Annotated in this window: 15 protein-coding genes; 7 read left to right on the top strand and 8 right to left on the bottom strand. The window is 64.2% G+C overall.

Annotated elements, in window-relative coordinates; genetic code table 11:
- Positions 1-108: 108 nt before the first annotated feature.
- The gene (locus FJW04_RS29865; RefSeq protein ID WP_181172852.1) at positions 109-609 is read right to left on the bottom strand and encodes a hypothetical protein; all 501 of its coding nucleotides are present in this window, start codon (positions 607-609) and stop codon (positions 109-111) included.
- Between the two features lie 263 nt (positions 610-872).
- Here FJW04_RS29865 and FJW04_RS02000 point away from each other — a divergent pair, with 263 nt between their 5' ends.
- The gene (locus tag FJW04_RS02000; protein WP_140712041.1) at positions 873-2,876 is read left to right on the top strand and encodes a PhoX family phosphatase; all 2,004 of its coding nucleotides are present in this window, start codon (positions 873-875) and stop codon (positions 2,874-2,876) included.
- Positions 2,877-3,009: 133 nt separating this feature from the next.
- On the top strand, positions 3,010-3,234 hold the full coding sequence (locus FJW04_RS01995; protein ID WP_140712039.1) for a hypothetical protein: 225 nt from the start codon (positions 3,010-3,012) through the stop codon (positions 3,232-3,234).
- A 32-nt stretch (positions 3,235-3,266) separates the two neighbouring features.
- Here the strand turns inward: FJW04_RS01995 and FJW04_RS01990 are convergent, their stop codons facing one another.
- Complete coding sequence (locus FJW04_RS01990; protein ID WP_140712037.1) at positions 3,267-4,454, bottom strand: NAD(P)/FAD-dependent oxidoreductase; 1,188 nt, start codon at positions 4,452-4,454, stop codon at positions 3,267-3,269.
- A gap of 95 nt (positions 4,455-4,549) precedes the next feature.
- Here FJW04_RS01990 and FJW04_RS01985 point away from each other — a divergent pair, with 95 nt between their 5' ends.
- Together FJW04_RS01985 and FJW04_RS01980 are read left to right on the top strand one after the other, a co-directional pair.
- Positions 4,550-4,738, top strand: a complete 189-nt coding sequence (locus FJW04_RS01985) for a hypothetical protein (protein ID WP_140619882.1) — start codon at positions 4,550-4,552, stop codon at positions 4,736-4,738.
- A gap of 158 nt (positions 4,739-4,896) precedes the next feature.
- Positions 4,897-5,934, top strand: a complete 1,038-nt coding sequence (locus FJW04_RS01980) for a phosphatidylglycerol lysyltransferase domain-containing protein (protein ID WP_140660328.1) — start codon at positions 4,897-4,899, stop codon at positions 5,932-5,934.
- A gap of 27 nt (positions 5,935-5,961) precedes the next feature.
- Here FJW04_RS01980 and FJW04_RS01975 read toward each other — a convergent pair whose 3' ends face one another.
- Both FJW04_RS01975 and FJW04_RS01970 read right to left on the bottom strand, forming a co-directional pair.
- Positions 5,962-6,741 carry an ABC transporter permease gene (locus FJW04_RS01975; protein ID WP_015314751.1) on the bottom strand — a complete coding sequence of 260 codons (780 nt, stop codon included), beginning with the start codon at positions 6,739-6,741 and terminating at the stop codon, positions 5,962-5,964.
- Entirely contained in the window at positions 6,738-7,664 is a 927-nt protein-coding gene (locus FJW04_RS01970) for an ABC transporter ATP-binding protein (RefSeq protein WP_041163616.1), read from the bottom strand. Before FJW04_RS01970 ends, FJW04_RS01975 begins: the two co-directional genes overlap by 4 nt.
- Positions 7,665-7,899: 235 nt before the next feature.
- Here FJW04_RS01970 and FJW04_RS01965 point away from each other — a divergent pair, with 235 nt between their 5' ends.
- Both FJW04_RS01965 and FJW04_RS01955 read left to right on the top strand, forming a co-directional pair.
- Positions 7,900-9,261 (top strand): cytochrome ubiquinol oxidase subunit I, encoded by a 1,362-nt coding sequence (locus FJW04_RS01965; RefSeq protein WP_140712035.1) that lies wholly within the window; start codon positions 7,900-7,902, stop codon positions 9,259-9,261.
- A gap of 241 nt (positions 9,262-9,502) precedes the next feature.
- On the top strand, positions 9,503-10,507 hold the full coding sequence (locus FJW04_RS01955; RefSeq protein WP_140712031.1) for a cytochrome d ubiquinol oxidase subunit II: 1,005 nt from the start codon (positions 9,503-9,505) through the stop codon (positions 10,505-10,507).
- Between the two features lie 60 nt (positions 10,508-10,567).
- Here the strand turns inward: FJW04_RS01955 and msrA are convergent, their stop codons facing one another.
- From msrA to FJW04_RS01935, 4 genes are all read right to left on the bottom strand, one after another.
- On the bottom strand, positions 10,568-11,293 hold the full coding sequence (gene msrA, locus FJW04_RS01950) for a peptide-methionine (S)-S-oxide reductase MsrA (RefSeq protein WP_140712029.1): 726 nt from the start codon (positions 11,291-11,293) through the stop codon (positions 10,568-10,570).
- Positions 11,294-11,516: 223 nt separating this feature from the next.
- The gene (locus FJW04_RS01945) at positions 11,517-11,771 is read right to left on the bottom strand and encodes a hypothetical protein (protein WP_140712027.1); all 255 of its coding nucleotides are present in this window, start codon (positions 11,769-11,771) and stop codon (positions 11,517-11,519) included.
- 116 nt (positions 11,772-11,887) lie between these two features.
- Complete coding sequence (locus FJW04_RS01940; RefSeq protein ID WP_140712025.1) at positions 11,888-12,592, bottom strand: DUF1223 domain-containing protein; 705 nt, start codon at positions 12,590-12,592, stop codon at positions 11,888-11,890.
- A gap of 181 nt (positions 12,593-12,773) precedes the next feature.
- Positions 12,774-13,838: a TadE/TadG family type IV pilus assembly protein gene (locus FJW04_RS01935; RefSeq protein WP_140661371.1), complete on the bottom strand. Its 1,065-nt coding sequence runs from the start codon at positions 13,836-13,838 to the stop codon at positions 12,774-12,776.
- A 207-nt stretch (positions 13,839-14,045) separates the two neighbouring features.
- Here FJW04_RS01935 and lepA point away from each other — a divergent pair, with 207 nt between their 5' ends.
- Positions 14,046-15,851, top strand: coding sequence for a translation elongation factor 4 (gene lepA / locus FJW04_RS01930; RefSeq protein WP_140712023.1), 1,806 nt, complete (start codon positions 14,046-14,048; stop codon positions 15,849-15,851).
- Positions 15,852-15,853 lie beyond the last annotated feature (2 nt).

The raw sequence follows: 15,853 nt of genomic DNA, 5'->3' as shown, positions 1-15,853 counted from the left end.
ACGCCGCGAAACGAGGTCACCTCCGCCGGGGGGCGGCGGAGGTGACGTGTGAAGCCGGTCGTTGCCTGTTGACCAGCTTCACAAGGCCAAAATTCATAGGGCCGAAATTCAAAGAGCCTTGAGACGGCTGGCGTCGGCCGGTGTGGCGCGGCGATCGACGATCGTGCGGCCGAGCTTATCCTTCATGCTGAAACGGCCGTTCTCGATCGTTTCCGTCAAGCCGTCAGGGTGCTGAACTGTAATGTTGCTGCCGTCCACGTCGACCGTGTCGCCGGTCGTGGCGTTGACATGGCTTGTGCTCTGGTTGCCCTGGCCCTTGCCCTTTCCGCTATTCCCGCCGCCGCTGTTACCGCTATTGCCGTTGCCGCTGTTTCCTCCATTGCCGCTGTTGCCGCCACCGCCACCGCTGTTACCGCCACCGCCATTCCCACCGCCACCGCCGTTCCCACCGCCACCGCCGTTGCCACCCTTGTCGGCATGTGCGGTCGCGGCATCGATTCCAGGCACGAAGCCATGGAAGGCTATTCCATAGGGAGCGATGGTCAGCGCCAGAACGGCCGCCGATCTGAGAGCCAGACGGCAACAACGGGCCGTGATCGATCCACGCATACTGATCTCCGTCGATTGAGCCGGCGCGCTCACCCCAACGTTGCAGTGCAACAACATCGCCGAAAGACGTGGTGACCGGAAGCGACCTCCGACCGTTGCGTTTGTCCCCCAGGACCTTTGCAGGCGCAAGCTTGGACCAAAGTCCCAGGCGAGGCGTGAAAAATCGGTCTCGTGAGCGAGCGGCAGCGGAGATACCATGTCACGAAGATGTGATCAGCCGACTGTAAGCCGGAAGCTCCAGCCAAAACCCACCAGAGGTTCCCATGACCGAACATCGCTCCCCCGACGCCCGATTTCGCACCAGCTTGCTCGAGGAAAACGAAGGCCCGGCCAACAATCCCAGCGAGAACCGCACCATGGGCGAGATCATCGCTGCGCGGTTCTCGCGCCGTGGCTTCCTCAAGGGTTCGCTTGCCGTTTCGGCGATCGCCGCCACCGTCAGCCCGCTGGCCATGATCGCCGCCGACGATGCCCGCGCCGCGGAAGGCTCAGCGTTCAAATTCGACGAGCTGGAGGCCGGCATCGACGATAAGCACCACGTCGCGCCGGGCTACGACGCCGACGTTTTGCTGCGCTGGGGCGATCCGCTGTTTGCCGATTCGCCGGAATTCGACCCGACGAAGCAGTCGGCGCAAGCCCAGGCCAGGCAGTTCGGCTACAACAACGACTATGTCGGTTACATCCCGCTCGATGGCTCGGCCGAGCATGGCTTGCTGGTGGTCAACCACGAATACACCAACCCGCATCTGATGTTCCCAGGCATCGTCAAGATTGTCGAGAAGGACGGCAAGAAGTCGGCCGAGGTGGCGCCGCTCTCGAAAGAGCAGGTCGATGTCGAGATGGCCGCCCATGGCGGCACCATCGTCGAGATCCGCAAGGATGGCGGCAAATGGCGGGTAATTCGCGACGGCAAGCTCAACCGCCGCATCACCGCCAACACCGAGATGGCGCTGTCGGGCCCGGTTGCCGGCCATGACCGCGTCAAGACCAATGCCGACCCGTCCGGCGTCAAGGTGTTCGGCACCATCAACAATTGCGCCGGCGGGGTCACGCCCTGGGGCACCTATGTGATGTCCGAGGAGAACATCCATGGCTATTTCTCCGGCGAGCTGCCGGAGGGCCACAAGGAGGCCGCCAACTACAAGCGCCTCGGCATTCCGGAAGGCGCCTATGAATGGGGCGCGCACTATGACCGCTTCAACCTGGCCAAGGAGCCGAACGAGCCCAACCGCTTCGGCTGGATCGTCGAGGTCGATGTCAACGACCCGGCCTCGGTGCCGCGCAAGCGCACCGCCATGGGCCGCTTCAAGCATGAGGGCGCCGAATCGATCGTCGCCAAGGATGGCCGCGTCGTCTTCTATCTCGGCGACGACGAGCGCTTCGACTATGTCTACAAGTTCGTCACCAAGGGCATGTTCAACGCCGGCGACCGCGCGGCCAACAAGGATCTGCTCGACGACGGCACGCTGCATGTCGCCAAATTCGCGGAGGACGGCTCGGTCGAATGGATGCCGATCGTGTTCGGCCAGGGGCCGCTGACGGCGGAAAACGGTTTTGCCGGCCAGGCCGACGTGCTGATCGAGACACGTCGCGCCGCCGACCTCCTTGGCGCCACCAAGATGGACCGGCCCGAAGACATCCAGCCCAATGCCAGCAACGGCAAGGTCTATGTCATGCTGACCAACAATTCCAAGCGCAAGGCCGATCAGGTCGACGCCGCCAACCCGCGTGCCGAAAACGCCTTCGGCCACATCATCGAAATCGTCGAGGACGAGGGCGATTTCGCCGCCACCAAGGGCAAGTGGGAAGTGCTGCTGAAATGCGGCGACCCATCGGTGGCCGCCGTCGGTGCCACCTTCTCCACCGCGACGACGGCCAATGGCTGGTTCGGCATGCCCGACAATTGCGCGGTCGATTCGGCCGGGCGCCTGTGGGTCGCCACCGACGGCCAGGGCCCGAAGGCCACCGGCCGCACGGACGGCCTGTGGGCGGTGGACACGGAAGGATCGGCGCGGGCGACCTCGAAGCTGTTCTTCCGCGTGCCGATCGGCGCCGAAATGTGCGGCCCGCTGTTTGCGCCGGACGACCAGACCGCCTTTGTCGCCGTCCAGCATCCGGGTGACGGCGGCGAGGATTGGGAAGCGTTCGGCCGGCCCTCCTATTATGAGGACCTGTCGACCCGCTGGCCCGATTTCAGGCCCGACATGCCGGTGCGGCCGGCGGTGGTCGCCATCACCAAACAGGGTGGCGGCAAGATCGCCGTCTGAGGTCGGGCGAGACAAAAATGAGAGGGGCTCCGGCGATCTGGGGCCTCTCTTTTGTGCGATATCATATTCAAGCCTCGGGAAAGATTGGCAATTTACACGTGGCGCCCTAGATCGTGATCAGGAGATCATCGCCATGCCCAAGTCGATCTACGACCGTGGCCTGCTCAAACCTGACGAAGTGGCCACCTTGCAACGTGTCTTCGACGAGGCCTGCTGCCGACGGCAAGCGCATCCCGAATCCGTCGAGGCGCGTGAATTGGCGCTCACCTTGCTGGCCCTCTACAATGCCGGCATGGTCGACGAGGAGATGCTGACCGAGGCTGTCGGTTTCCGGCGGCTGGAGCCGAAATCGGCGTGACGCCGACGGCAAATGTTGTCCTATGCGGTCGCTCAGCGTGAGGCGCCGGAGGGGCGGGATGAGCCGGCGATCCGCGCAGCTATCGCCTTGGCCAATATGCCGGCATTGGCAAAGCAGCCGCGGATGCTCGGCCGCATGCCGGTGAACCACAGGCCGGGCAGTTTCGGATCGGCCTGGCCGCCGTTGAAGAGCGGAACGCCCTTCTCGTCGAGCACGCCGAGATTGCCGACCATCCGCTCCAGCCCAGTGCGGTAGCCCGTCGCCGCAATGACGATGTCGGGAGCGATCAGGCTGCCATCGGCCAGGATGACGCCGTCGCGGGTGAACTCCCGTACACCGGGCACCACCACGATCCTGCCCGATTTGATGGCATCGACGGCGCCATCGTCGGCGGCGATCGCGGTATAGTCCGAGGTCAGGCGGCTGGCGCCGCCCGCGGGCGCGGGCGGCACGCCGAATTTGGTGAGATCGCCGAATACCAGGCGCTGCGTCACCGCCATCACCGCATCGGCGACGCGCAGCGGCAGGCGCGCCATGAGCGGCGAGAGGCGGTGCACGGCGATCTTGCCGACGCGCTTGGGCAAAAGGGCGGGGCCGTTGCGGGCCGACAGCCAGACAGCGGCGGTATCGACACCGGCCAGATGATTGAGTGCGTCGAAGCCCGAATTGCCGGCGCCCACAACCAGCACCTTCTTGCCCGCATAGGCCTGGGCATCGCCAAAATCCGCCGAGTGGATGATCCGGCCCGCGAACGCCTGCATGCCCGTCCACTGCGGCGTGAAGGGTTCCCGGTCGCGGCCGGTGGCGACAACGACATGGCGCGCCAGGCGCGAGCCGGCGCTGGTGCGCACGACCCAGTGATCGCCCCTGAACGTGATGGACTCGACGGAAACGCCAAACTCCACCGGCAAACGGTTCGCCTCATGGAAATCGTTCATATGGCGGATGACGACGTCCCGGTGCGGAAAGGCAGGGGTGCCCTTGGGATAGGCAAGGCCAGGCAGTGCCGAGAGATCGCGGTGGGTGTTGAGGTGCAGCTGCTCGTGGCGCCGGCGCCAGGGCTCGGCCAGCCGGATTTCCTTCTCCAGGATCGCCGTCGCCACGCCGGCCTTCATCAAGGCCCTCGCGACGGCCAGCCCGGCGGCGCCGGCGCCAACGACGATCGCCGGCTCGACCGTCACCGCCTGCTCCACCATCGATCTGCTTGTCGTATCAGCCATTCACTCTCGAACCCCATTCGCGCTCGCGGCGGCCCCTGAAGGCTCGCAGGCCGCTGTAACAGTTTGATCGCGCGCAGGACCCGAACGGCAACTCGATGCCGATTTTCGATGGTCCCGCGCCGAGGCGGCTTCGCGTCTGGAGCATTTCCGCCCGGCCGAAACAGCCGGTCGCGGCACCGCGTCAAAACCACGACATGGAGCGCATTACCCGCTTCCGTCCGAATACATCCAGCCCTATATGGCATATCCGCGGCATCGGCGATAATCAGGTCGCGGCAAAGTGATTGATTCGAGGTCCGGGGGCTGGCGGATCTCGTCACGGACGCAGGCATTCGAAACCGGCAACCCGATTTCGGCTACCTTGCGAAAAATCAAGACGCCGTGGCGCGTCTTGCGTGTCGTCGGACACGTCGCGCCATGGACGGCACGCGGAATCTCGACCATGCCCTCCTTGCGGATCTATTTCGACAACCTCCTCGAGGGGGCCTCGCCCAAGGTCGAGCGCCGGGCGCTGACGCATGTCGAACGGCTGGCGCTGGTGCGCCGTCATGGCGACTTCTCGCTCGCCTATTCCACCGCCGTGCAAAGCAAGCTTTCCTATTTTGGCGATGCCGACGGTTACATCGCCTTCGGCACCAAGATGAGGCATCATTTCGCGCTCGGCGATCCGGTGGCGGCGCCGGATCGGCGGCCCGATTACATCAGACGCTTCGTCGAGAGCGCCGGCGGCCCGTGGTTCGTGCAGATCGGCGAACAGACCGCCCAGGTCCTTGCCGGCCTTGGCTACAAGATCAACCGGCTGGGCATCGACACGCGCCTCGTTCTGCCCGACCATGATTTTTCCGGCAAGCGCAACGAAACGGTGCGTTATTCCGAGCGCTGGCTGTTGAAGAAGGGCTTTTCGTTCGAGGAGGACAAACGCACGATCCACCTCGACGAGATCTCCCGGCTGTCTCAAAACTGGCGCGGCGACCGTATCGTCAAGCGATGGGAGATGGGTTTCCTCAACCGACCGTTTTACGATCAGCTCGGCACCGATATGCGCCGTTTCGTGCTGCACGGCCCCGACGGCGACCTCGTCGCCCTGCTCGATTTCGATCCGATGTTCGCCGACGGCAAGGTGATCGGCTACACCACCGCCTTCAAGCGCAAGCACATCGATGCCTCGCCGCATGCCGAGATCGGCCTGACCAAATTTGCCGTCGACCGCTTTCGCGAGGAAGGCATTTCGGTGGTGACGCTCGGCCTGTCGCCGCTGCTCGATGTCGGCCCGAGCGGATTTGCCGAAAGCGAGTTCTGGCGCAACGCCTTCCAGCGCGCCTACGACTCGCCCTGGGTCAACCGCCGCAGGTTCAACCTGCAGGGACAGGCGGCATTCAAGCGCCGCTTCCACGGCGCCGAGGAACCGGTCTATATCGCCTTTCGCGAGGGGACCTACATCGAGATGCTGGGGTTGCTGCGGCTGGTCAAGGCCATTTGAGGCCTCTCTCACGACTTTAGGGCCGCGTCAGTTCCTCAGCCGGTAGCCGGTCCGGAAGATCCAGGCGACGATCGCGATGCAGACGGCCAGGAACACCAGCGTCATGCCGAGGCTGACGACGACCGAGACATCAGCCTTGCCGTAGAAACTCCAGCGGAAGCCGCTGATCAGGTAGACCACCGGGTTGAACAGCGTGATCGTCTTCCAGATGCCTGGCAGCATGTGGATCGAATAGAAGCTGCCGCCGAGGAAGGTCAGCGGGGTGATGATCAGCAGCGGCACCAGCTGCAGCTGCTCGAAGCTTTTCGCCCAGATGCCGATGATGAAGCCGAACAGGCTGAAGGTCACCGCCGTCAGGATCAGGAAGGCGAGCATCCAGAACGGATGTTCGATGTGCAGCGGCACGAACAGCGAGGCGGTGGCCAGGATGATCAGGCCGAGGATGATCGACTTGGTCGCGGCGCCGCCGACATAGGCGATGACGATCTCCAGGTAAGAGACCGGCGCCGACAAAAGCTCGTAGATCGAGCCGACGAATTTCGGGAAATAGATGGCGAAAGAGGCGTTGGAGATCGACTGCGTCAACAGCGACAGCATGATCAGTCCCGGCACGATGAAGGCGCCGTAGGCGATGCCGTCGATTTCGGTTATGCGCGAGCCGATGGCCGAGCCGAAGACGACGAAATAGAGCGACGTCGAGATGACTGGCGAGATGATGCTCTGCAGCACGGTGCGGAACGCACGCGCCATCTCGACCCGGTAGATCGCCCAGACCGCGCGAAAATTAGGGGCCGCACGCAGGTTCATGGCTCTTGCCTCAGGAGATTGACGAAGATCTCTTCGAGCGAGCTGTTCTTGGTATCGAGGTCGCGGAACTGGATGCCGGCCGCCTCGAGATCCCTGATCAGCGAGGCGACGCCCGGCCGGTCGCTCTGGTTGTCGTATGTGTAGGTGAGTTGCGTGCCATCCGGCGACAGTTCGAGCGCGTAGCGCGAGAGCCCGTCGGGCACGCTGCCGAGCGGCGCGCGCAGCTCCAGCCTCATCTCCTTGCGGCCGAGTTTGCGCATCAGTTCGGCCTTGCCCTCGACCAGGATGATCTCGCCGCGGTTGATGACGCCGACGCGGTCGGCCATGGCCTCGGCTTCCTCGATATAGTGCGTGGTAAGGATGATGGTGACGCCGTCCTCGCGCAGCCGCCGGACCATCGCCCACATGTCCTGGCGCAGTTCGACGTCGACGCCGGCGGTCGGCTCGTCGAGGAACAGGATGCGTGGCTCGTGCGACAGCGCCTTGGCGATCATCAGCCGCCGCTTCATGCCCCCCGACAGCGTGATCGCCTTGGCGTCCTTCTTGTCCCACAGCGACAGGTCGCGCAGCACCTTCTCGACGAAGGCCGGATTGGCCGGCTTGCCGAACAGGCCGCGGCTGTAATTGACGGTCGCCCAGACGCTCTCGAACGCGTCGATGGTGAGTTCCTGCGGCACCAGCCCGATCAGGCTGCGCGCGGCGCGATAGTCCTTGTTGATGTCATGGCCATCGACGGTCACGGTGCCCGACGAGCGGTTGACGATGCCGCAGACGATCGAGATCAGCGTCGTCTTGCCGGCGCCATTGGGGCCGAGCAGCGCGAAGATCTCGCCGCGCTGGATATCGAGGCTGACTTCCTTGAGCGCGGTGAAGCCGGTGGCGTAGGTCTTGGAGACCCCGGAAATGGACAATATGGAGGGCATGGTTGAAAACGGCTGCCTGAAAGAGGTGACTTGATATAGGCCTGTTGTCGCCCAGTGCAACCGCAAGTCAATGCCCTGCTGCCAGTTCTGGACATCGAAGCGCGGAGCTGGCTGGGATGCGCCGCGTCCATCCGGTAAAATTGTCCTGTGGCGTTCAGCCTCGCGGCAGGAGGCCGCTTTGACCTGACCCCGCTTCGGGCCTATCCTTCGCGAGTATTTACAGCCGGAGCCCGCCATGGACCCGCTCATACTGTCGCGCATGCAGTTCGGCGCGAATATTTCGTTTCATATCCTGTTTCCGACAATCACCATTGCCCTTGGCTGGGTGCTGCTGTTCTTCAAGCTGCGCTACAACGCGACCAATGATTCCGCCTGGATGCGCGCCTATTTCACCTGGGTGAAGGTGTTCGCGCTGTCGTTTGCCATGGGCGTGGTTTCGGGCGTCACCATGAGCTTCCAGTTCGGCACCAACTGGCCGGGCTACATGCAGCATGTCGGCAACATCGCCGGACCGCTGCTCGCCTACGAGATCCTCACCGCTTTCTTCCTCGAGGCGGCCTTTCTCGGCATCATGCTGTTCGGCTTCCGCCGCGTCTCCAACCGCATCCACACGCTGGCGACGGTGCTGGTCGCCGGCGGCACGACGCTATCGGCGTTCTGGATCATCGCGCTCAATTCCTGGATGCAGACGCCGGCCGGCTTCGAGATGCGCGACGGCGTCGCGCACGCAGTCGACTGGTGGGCCATCGTCTTCAACCCGTCCATGCCCTACCGGCTGGTGCATATGCTGCTCGCCTCGGGGCTTACGGTGTCGTTCCTGATCGCCGGCCTGTCGGCGCTGCGCTACCTCAACGGCGACCGTTCGGAATCGATGTGGAAGGCGCTGCGCACCGGTGTCTTCACCGCTGCGATCCTGATCCCGATCCAGATCCTGGCCGGCGACCAGCATGGACTCAACACGCTGGAACACCAGCCGCAGAAGATCGCCGCCATGGAGGCCAACTGGAACACCGGTCCCAACGTGCCGCTGGTTTTGTTCGCGCTGCCCGACGAGGCGGCCAGGGAAAACAAGTTCGAGGTCGCGATTCCGGACGGGGCCAGCCTTATCCTGCGGCACTCGACCGACGGTGTAGTGCCGGGGCTGAACGACTATCCCGGCAACCATCCGCCGATCTTTCCGCTCTTCTGGAGCTTCCGCATCATGGTCGGCACCGGGCTTTTGATGCTCGCCGTCTCCTGGTCGGCCGCCTTCTTCCTCAAGCGCCGGCACGCGCTGCCAAAGCCGCTCGCCATGCTGATGGTGCCGATGGCGTTGTCGGGCTGGCTGGCGACGCTGGCCGGCTGGTACACGACCGAGATCGGCCGCCAGCCCTGGCTGGTGACCGGCGTATTGAAGACCGCCGACGCCGTCGGGCCGGTGGCCGGCAGCCATGTGGCGCTGACGCTCGCCATCTATCTCCTGCTCTACGTGCTTTTGCTGATCGCCTATCTCGGCGTGCTGGTGCACCTGGCGCTGAAGGCGGCCAAGGACGGCGACATCTCGCCGCTGCCGGGTGTTCTCAACGCACCGCTGTCGCAGCCGGCCGCGGGGGAGTGAGCATGTTTTCATTGCAGGCCCGCGCCGCCCCTCACCTGCCTGCCGGCATCCTCTCCCCGTATAAGGACGGGGAGAGGAGCGCTGAGTCCTATGGTTTCGCCAATCGCCAACGTTGCATGGATGGCGCCGGCGTTGCGGCCAGCCCGCTTCTCCCCGTCCCTATACGGGGAGAAGTGCCCGGCAGGGCGATGAGGGGCTGCGCTAGCTTAGCAAACCGAAATCAGGGCCTGAGGAGAGCAAGATGACCTATGACTGGCCGACCCTGCTCCCCCTCATCTTCGCCGGACTGATGGGCCTTGCCATCCTGATCTACGTCATTCTCGACGGCTTCGACCTCGGCATCGGCATCCTCTTCGCCGCCGCCGAGGACACCGAACAGGACACCATGATCGCGGCGATCGGCCCGTTCTGGGACGCCAACGAAACCTGGCTGGTGCTGGCCGTCGGCCTGCTGCTGGTCGCCTTTCCGCTGGCGCATGGCGTCATCCTGACGGCTCTCTACATTCCGGTCTTCGTCCTGCTGGTCGGCCTGATCCTGCGCGGCGTCGCCTTCGATTTCCGCGCCAAGGTGCCGGCGGGGAAGAAACATCGCTGGAACCGTATTTTCTTCCTTGGCTCGCTCATCGCCTCGCTGGCGCAAGGCTATATGCTGGGCGTCTACGTGCTCGGCCTCAATGTCGGGCCAGGCGGCATGGCTTTTGGCGTGCTGGTGGCGTTCTGCCTGGCGGCGGCCTACGCGGCGATGGGCTCCGCCTGGGTGATCTACAAGACCGAAGGCGCGCTGCAGAAGAAGGCGGTGCTCTGGCTGCGCACCGCGCTGGTGCTGACCGCGCTCGGAATGGCCGCCGTGTCGCTGGCGACGCCGTTCGCCAGCCCGCGCATCTTCGCCAAATGGTTCGTCTGGCCCGAGATGCTCTATCTGTCGCCGCTGCCGATCCTGTCGGCGCTGCTGTTTGCCTGGCTGTGGCGGCAGAGCTTCCATCTGCCGAGGCCTGACGATCGCCATTCGCTGACGCCGTTCCTGACGCTGGCCGCCATCTTCGCGCTCGGCTTTGCCGGCCTGGCCTGGTCGTTCTATCCCTATGTGGTGCCCGATCGCCTGACCATCTGGCAGGCGGCGTCGGCGCCCGAAAGCCTGGCGATCATCCTGGCCGGCACCGTGGTGGTGCTGCCGGTCATCATCTTCTATTCGTTCTATGCCTACCGCGTGTTCGGCGGCAAGGCGACGGATCTGACGTATGATTGAGGGATCCCGGCAGGTGCCCCCGCTGTCCCGCCGGCATTTCGAGGCGAGCGCCTCGCAATCTCAGTTGCTCGCCGACAGCACCAGCACCGGCTTTTCGCTGTAAAGCGCCGGGAACAGCGTCTTCAAATTCGCCACCTTGGGCAGGTCGTTGTAGACGATGTAGGGATAGGTCGGGTTCAGCGTCAAAAAGTCCTGGTGGTAGGTCTCGGCCGGATAGAAGGTCTTGCCGGTCTCCAGCGTGGTGACGATCGGCTCGCCGAACACTTTGGCCTTGTCGAGCTGGGCGATGTAGCTCTGCGCGATTTTCTTCTGGGCGTCGTTTTCGGCGAAGATCGTCGAGCGGTACTGGGTGCCCGAGTCCGGACCCTGGTAGTTGAGCTGGGTCGGGTTGTGGGCGACCGAGAAATAGACCTGCAGCAGCTGGCCGTAGGTGACCTTGGACGGATCATAGGTGATCTCGACGGACTCTGCGTGGCCGGTGCGGCCGGTGCCGACCGTCTCGTAGACGGCGTCGTCCTTGGCGCCGCCGGTATAGCCCGAGACCGCCTTGCTGACGCCCTTGACGTGCTGGAACACGCCCTGCACGCCCCAGAAGCAGCCGCCGGCGAAGATCGCCTTCTCTGTGCCGGTGGCCGCCTTTTCGTCGATCGCCGGCGGCGGGATCTTCACCGCATCCTCGGCGGAGATGGCCGGCGTCAGCCAGAAAGCAGCGCCCGCGACGGCAAGGGCGAGTGCGGCGAGCGCCCCCCGGACAAAGCCTGTCGAACGTTTGTTGATAGTGGGCATGGTTGCACTCCTCATGGCTTCCATTGGGATCAGTCTATTGGATCAGCTACGGTGGCGCGATGCGTGAGTTGCGGCGGAGGCTCACATTCGCGTGCGCCCCCGGACTTTCTGTTTCGACCCCGTTCCCGAAGCAAACCGCTTCAAGCCTTTCCCGGGGGCTGCTCCAGCAACTGTCCCCGGCTGGACAGGGAGCCCGCCAGGGACAGAAGGCCACGCACCAATCTCAATTGCCGGTGGCATCCGTTGCCGGCTTCATCGCGTCGGTCGCCGGTTTCATCGCATCCGTGGCAGGCTTCATGGCGTTGGTCGCCATCGGGTCGGCCGGCTTCATCGCGTCGGTTGCCGGCTTCATGGCGTTGGCGGCGGGCTTCATCGCATTGGTGGCATCGTCGGCGCGGGCGATGCCGCCGGCAAACAGCGCCGTGGAGCACAAAGCGAGGGCGAGCGCCGGCAGCGTCAGGCGGGAGAAAGTGGTCATGGTCGGTTCCTTGGGTTTACGGGTTGATGGCACGCCCTTTGGGCGGCCGGGCTCTTGCACCGCTGCTCATGCGGCGGCGCAAATCTCTGTTTGGCAAATCTCTGCTCGAACGCGATCTAGTTGGCGGCGGCGGCCAGGATCGGTCCGCCGCCGGGCGACTGCACCAGCACGGCGGTGCTGAGGCCGCCCGAGGCCGCCGGCAGATCGAGCGTCTTGGCGTCGCCCCTCCAGCTGCCGAGTTTTATCAGCGCATGCACGACATTGGCATGCGGCAAGGTGCGGCCGGTGTTCTCGCCGCGCGCCACGGGCACCTCGACGACACCCTTGGTGTAGCGCACCAGCCAGACATCGGCATGGCCGCCCGGAGCGGCGCCGGCGCCGATCGCGACCTTGCCGCCCTCAAGCGCCAGCGACGGGCCGCCGGTCTTGGCCGTGGCCGCGATCAGATGTTCGATCTCGCCGGGTGCGGCGCCGACGACGTCGGCATGGCCGTTGACCACCACTTGCGGCGTGAATGGCCCGTCATGGCCGAGCGGCGGCTCATAGGACACCTGGCGCTGCGTGAATTCCTGCTTGCCGAACGTGTCCTTCCAGCCGAGGTAATCCCAGTAGGTGACGTTGAACGACAGCGCCAGCACGCCGGGCCGGTCCTTGACCTTGATGAGGTTGGCGTTGGCCGGCGGGCAGGACGAGCAGCCCTGGCTGGTGAACAGCTCGACCACGGTGAGCGGCTGGGCGACGGCGCCGGCAAGCGATCCGGCGAGCGCCAGCGCGGCGAGGCCGGACAGTACGAAAAACCTGCTTGGTAGGACTGGCGACATCGGCTTGCTCCGTGGGGACGACGCCACGATGCGCCGCTCATATCCCCACTTCGCCGCCACGGACGGCTTCGTTACAACGCTCACCGGTTTGTGATTGAAGAGCGCTCTGCCCTGCGGGCGTCAGAGATTGGCGAACACGGTCGCCAGCTCCAATCTCACCCACGAGGGGAGATCGGCAGCGTCACTGTGTCAGCGCCGTCTCCGAGGGCCGCTTGTTGTAGTCGCATTTGCCGGTCACGTTGTAGAAGAAGTCGGCGTTGCTGACTGGCGCCGGGACCGAGTTGCCGCCATCTTCCCAAGCTTGGTAGGCTGTCGCGCCGCAAGGCACGACGCTGAAGATGTCGACAGGCTGACCGGTGGCCGTCTCGGTCAGGGTGGTCGCGCTCAAACCGCTATAGAGCCGGTTGGACGTCGTTGGATCGTTTGAGATCAGCTTTTTCGGGTTGCCCGACGGTACGTCCATCTGCAAATAGAGGCCGCCCATCGCGCTGACGTCGATCGCCGCGCCGGCGCTGTTGGCCGGATACATCGTATCGACGCAGTAGTATTTCGTGCCGCTCGCATCGGTCTTGAGGGTCACGCCGCTTGGCGGATTGTTGCCGACGGTGCAGACCTGCTTCTGGACCAGTGTGGTGACGGTCTTGCCGGCTGAATCGGTGGTGAGGACGTTGACATTGGTCGTGCCGTAACCCTTGGGATCCTTGGTGTTCCCATAGGTATAGTCGATCGTCATCAGCGGCTTGGCCACCGTCGCACCGAATTGCGTGCCGTAAAGCGTCATTGTCTTGTTCCAGTAACCCGAAACCCCGGAGACCTTGAAGGTAGCCGCAACCAGCGCGGGCGGCTTGCTGACCGCAGAGGCGACGGCGATCGGTACGGTGTTGATCCTGGCGATGCTCATGAAAACGGTCGGCATGGCGAAGCTCGCCGTGGCCTGCGCCGTGGTGGCGGTGGTGGTGTTGCCGGCCACGAAGTTGGTCAGCGTCGCGGTGCCTTGTCCACCGTTCGCGGCGAAGGAATCCTGCAGCAGCGTCTGGCGCTGCGCCAGCGTCGACGTGATGTCCATGGTCGTGATCGTCAGGATCGCGGCATCCAGCGCCTGTTGCTGGTTGGATTTGGTCTGGACCGCGCTTGTATAGTCGACCGAAAAGCCGATGACCGCGATCAGGGGCATCAGGCTCATCAGGAAGAGCGGCATCATCGACCCGCTGCGGGAGCGGGCAAAGCCGCGCAAAATCCTGAACATTTCAAACCCCCGACAGACATTAGCGAGCGTGCAATTACCACGAGCCGGCGAACCAAGCTCTAATGTGACCCATCAAAGTTTATGCATTCTTTGCCCGTAGGCCGGTTTTTTCGATTTTTTCGCTGATCTCACCGCTTTGTGAGCGGCAAGGCAGCCCTTGGGCGCCAAGCCTTGCCGCCGCTTGCCGCCCCTGCTAAAGCGCGCGGCATGAGCACGCCCCTCGACCACATCCGGAATTTTTCCATCGTCGCCCATATCGACCATGGCAAATCCACGCTTGCCGACCGCCTGATCCAGTCCACCGGCGGGCTGGAGCTGCGCGACATGAAGGAGCAGGTGCTGGACTCGATGGATATCGAGCGCGAGCGCGGCATCACCATCAAGGCGCAGACGGTGCGGCTGAAATACCGCGCCAACAATGGCGAGGACTATATCCTCAACCTCATCGACACGCCCGGCCATGTCGACTTCGCCTATGAAGTGTCGCGCTCGCTCGCCGCCTGCGAGGGTTCGCTGCTGGTGGTCGACGCTTCGCAAGGCGTCGAGGCGCAGACGCTGGCCAATGTCTACCAGGCCATCGACAACAACCACGAGATCGTCGTGGTGCTGAACAAGGTCGACCTGCCGGCCGCCGAGCCCGAGCGCATCCGCGAGCAGGTCGAGGAGGTGATCGGCATCGACGCCTCCAACGCCGTGCTGATCTCGGCCAAGACGGGCCTTGGCATTCCCGACGTGCTGGAAGCCATCGTCCACCAATTGCCGCCGCCGCGCGAGGGCGATGCCACGGCGCCGCTCAAAGCCATGCTGGTCGACAGCTGGTACGACGCCTATCTCGGCGTCATCGTGCTGGTGCGCGTCATCGATGGCGTGCTGAAGAAGGGCCAGACCATCCGCATGATGGGCACCGGCGCCAAGTACCTGGTCGAGCGCACCGGCGTGTTCACGCCCGCCCGCATCAATGTCGACGAGCTCGGCCCCGGCGAGTTCGGGTTCTTCACTGGCTCGATCAAGGAAGTGGCCGACACGCGCGTCGGCGACACCATCACCGAGGACAAGCGCCAGACCGCGCACGCGCTGCCCGGCTTCAAGCCGGCGCAGCCGGTGGTGTTCTGCGGCCTGTTCCCGGTCGACGCCGCCGATTTCGAGGATTTGCGCGCCGCCGTCGGCAAGCTGCGCCTCAACGACGCCTCCTTCTCTTATGAAATGGAAACCTCCGCCGCGCTCGGTTTCGGCTACCGCTGCGGCTTCCTTGGCCTGCTGCATCTCGAAATCATCCAGGAGCGGCTGGAGCGCGAGTTCAACCTCGACCTGATCGCCACCGCGCCCAGCGTCGTCTACCGGCTGCTCCTCAATGACGGCTCGATGAAGGAACTGCACAACCCGGCCGACATGCCCGACGTGGTGAAGATCTCTGCCATCGAGGAGCCGTGGATCCGCGCCACCATATTGACCCCCGACGACTATCTCGGCGGAATTCTAAAGCTCTGCCAGGACCGGCGCGGCATCCAGGCCGACCTCTCCTATGTCGGCAAACGCGCCATGCTGACCTACGACCTGCCGCTCAACGAAGTCGTCTTCGACTTCTACGACCGGCTGAAGTCGATCTCGAAAGGCTACGCCTCGTTCGACTATCACCTGACCGACTACCGCGAGGGCGACCTGGTGAAGATGTCGATCCTGGTCAATGAGGAGCCGGTCGACGCGCTGTCGATGCTGGTGCACCGCACGGCGGCGGAAAAGCGCGGCCGCCAGATGGTCGAGAAGCTCAAGGAGCTGATCCCGCACCACCTCTTCAAGATCCCGATCCAGGCCGCGATCGGCGGCAAGGTCATCGCCCGCGAAACCATCTCGGCGCTGCGCAAGGACGTCACCGCCAAGTGCTACGGCGGCGACGTCTCCCGCAAGCGCAAGCTGCTCGACAAGCAGAAAGAAGGCAAGAAGCGGATGCGCCAATTTGGGAAGGTGGATATCCCGCAGGAGGCGTTTATCCAGGCGCTGAAGATGGGGGATTGAGG

This window comes from Mesorhizobium sp. B2-7-3 (genome assembly GCF_006440715.1).
GTDB classification, from domain to species: Bacteria; Pseudomonadota; Alphaproteobacteria; order Rhizobiales; family Rhizobiaceae; genus Mesorhizobium; species Mesorhizobium australicum.
This window is presented reverse-complemented; position numbering and strand designations above follow the sequence as displayed.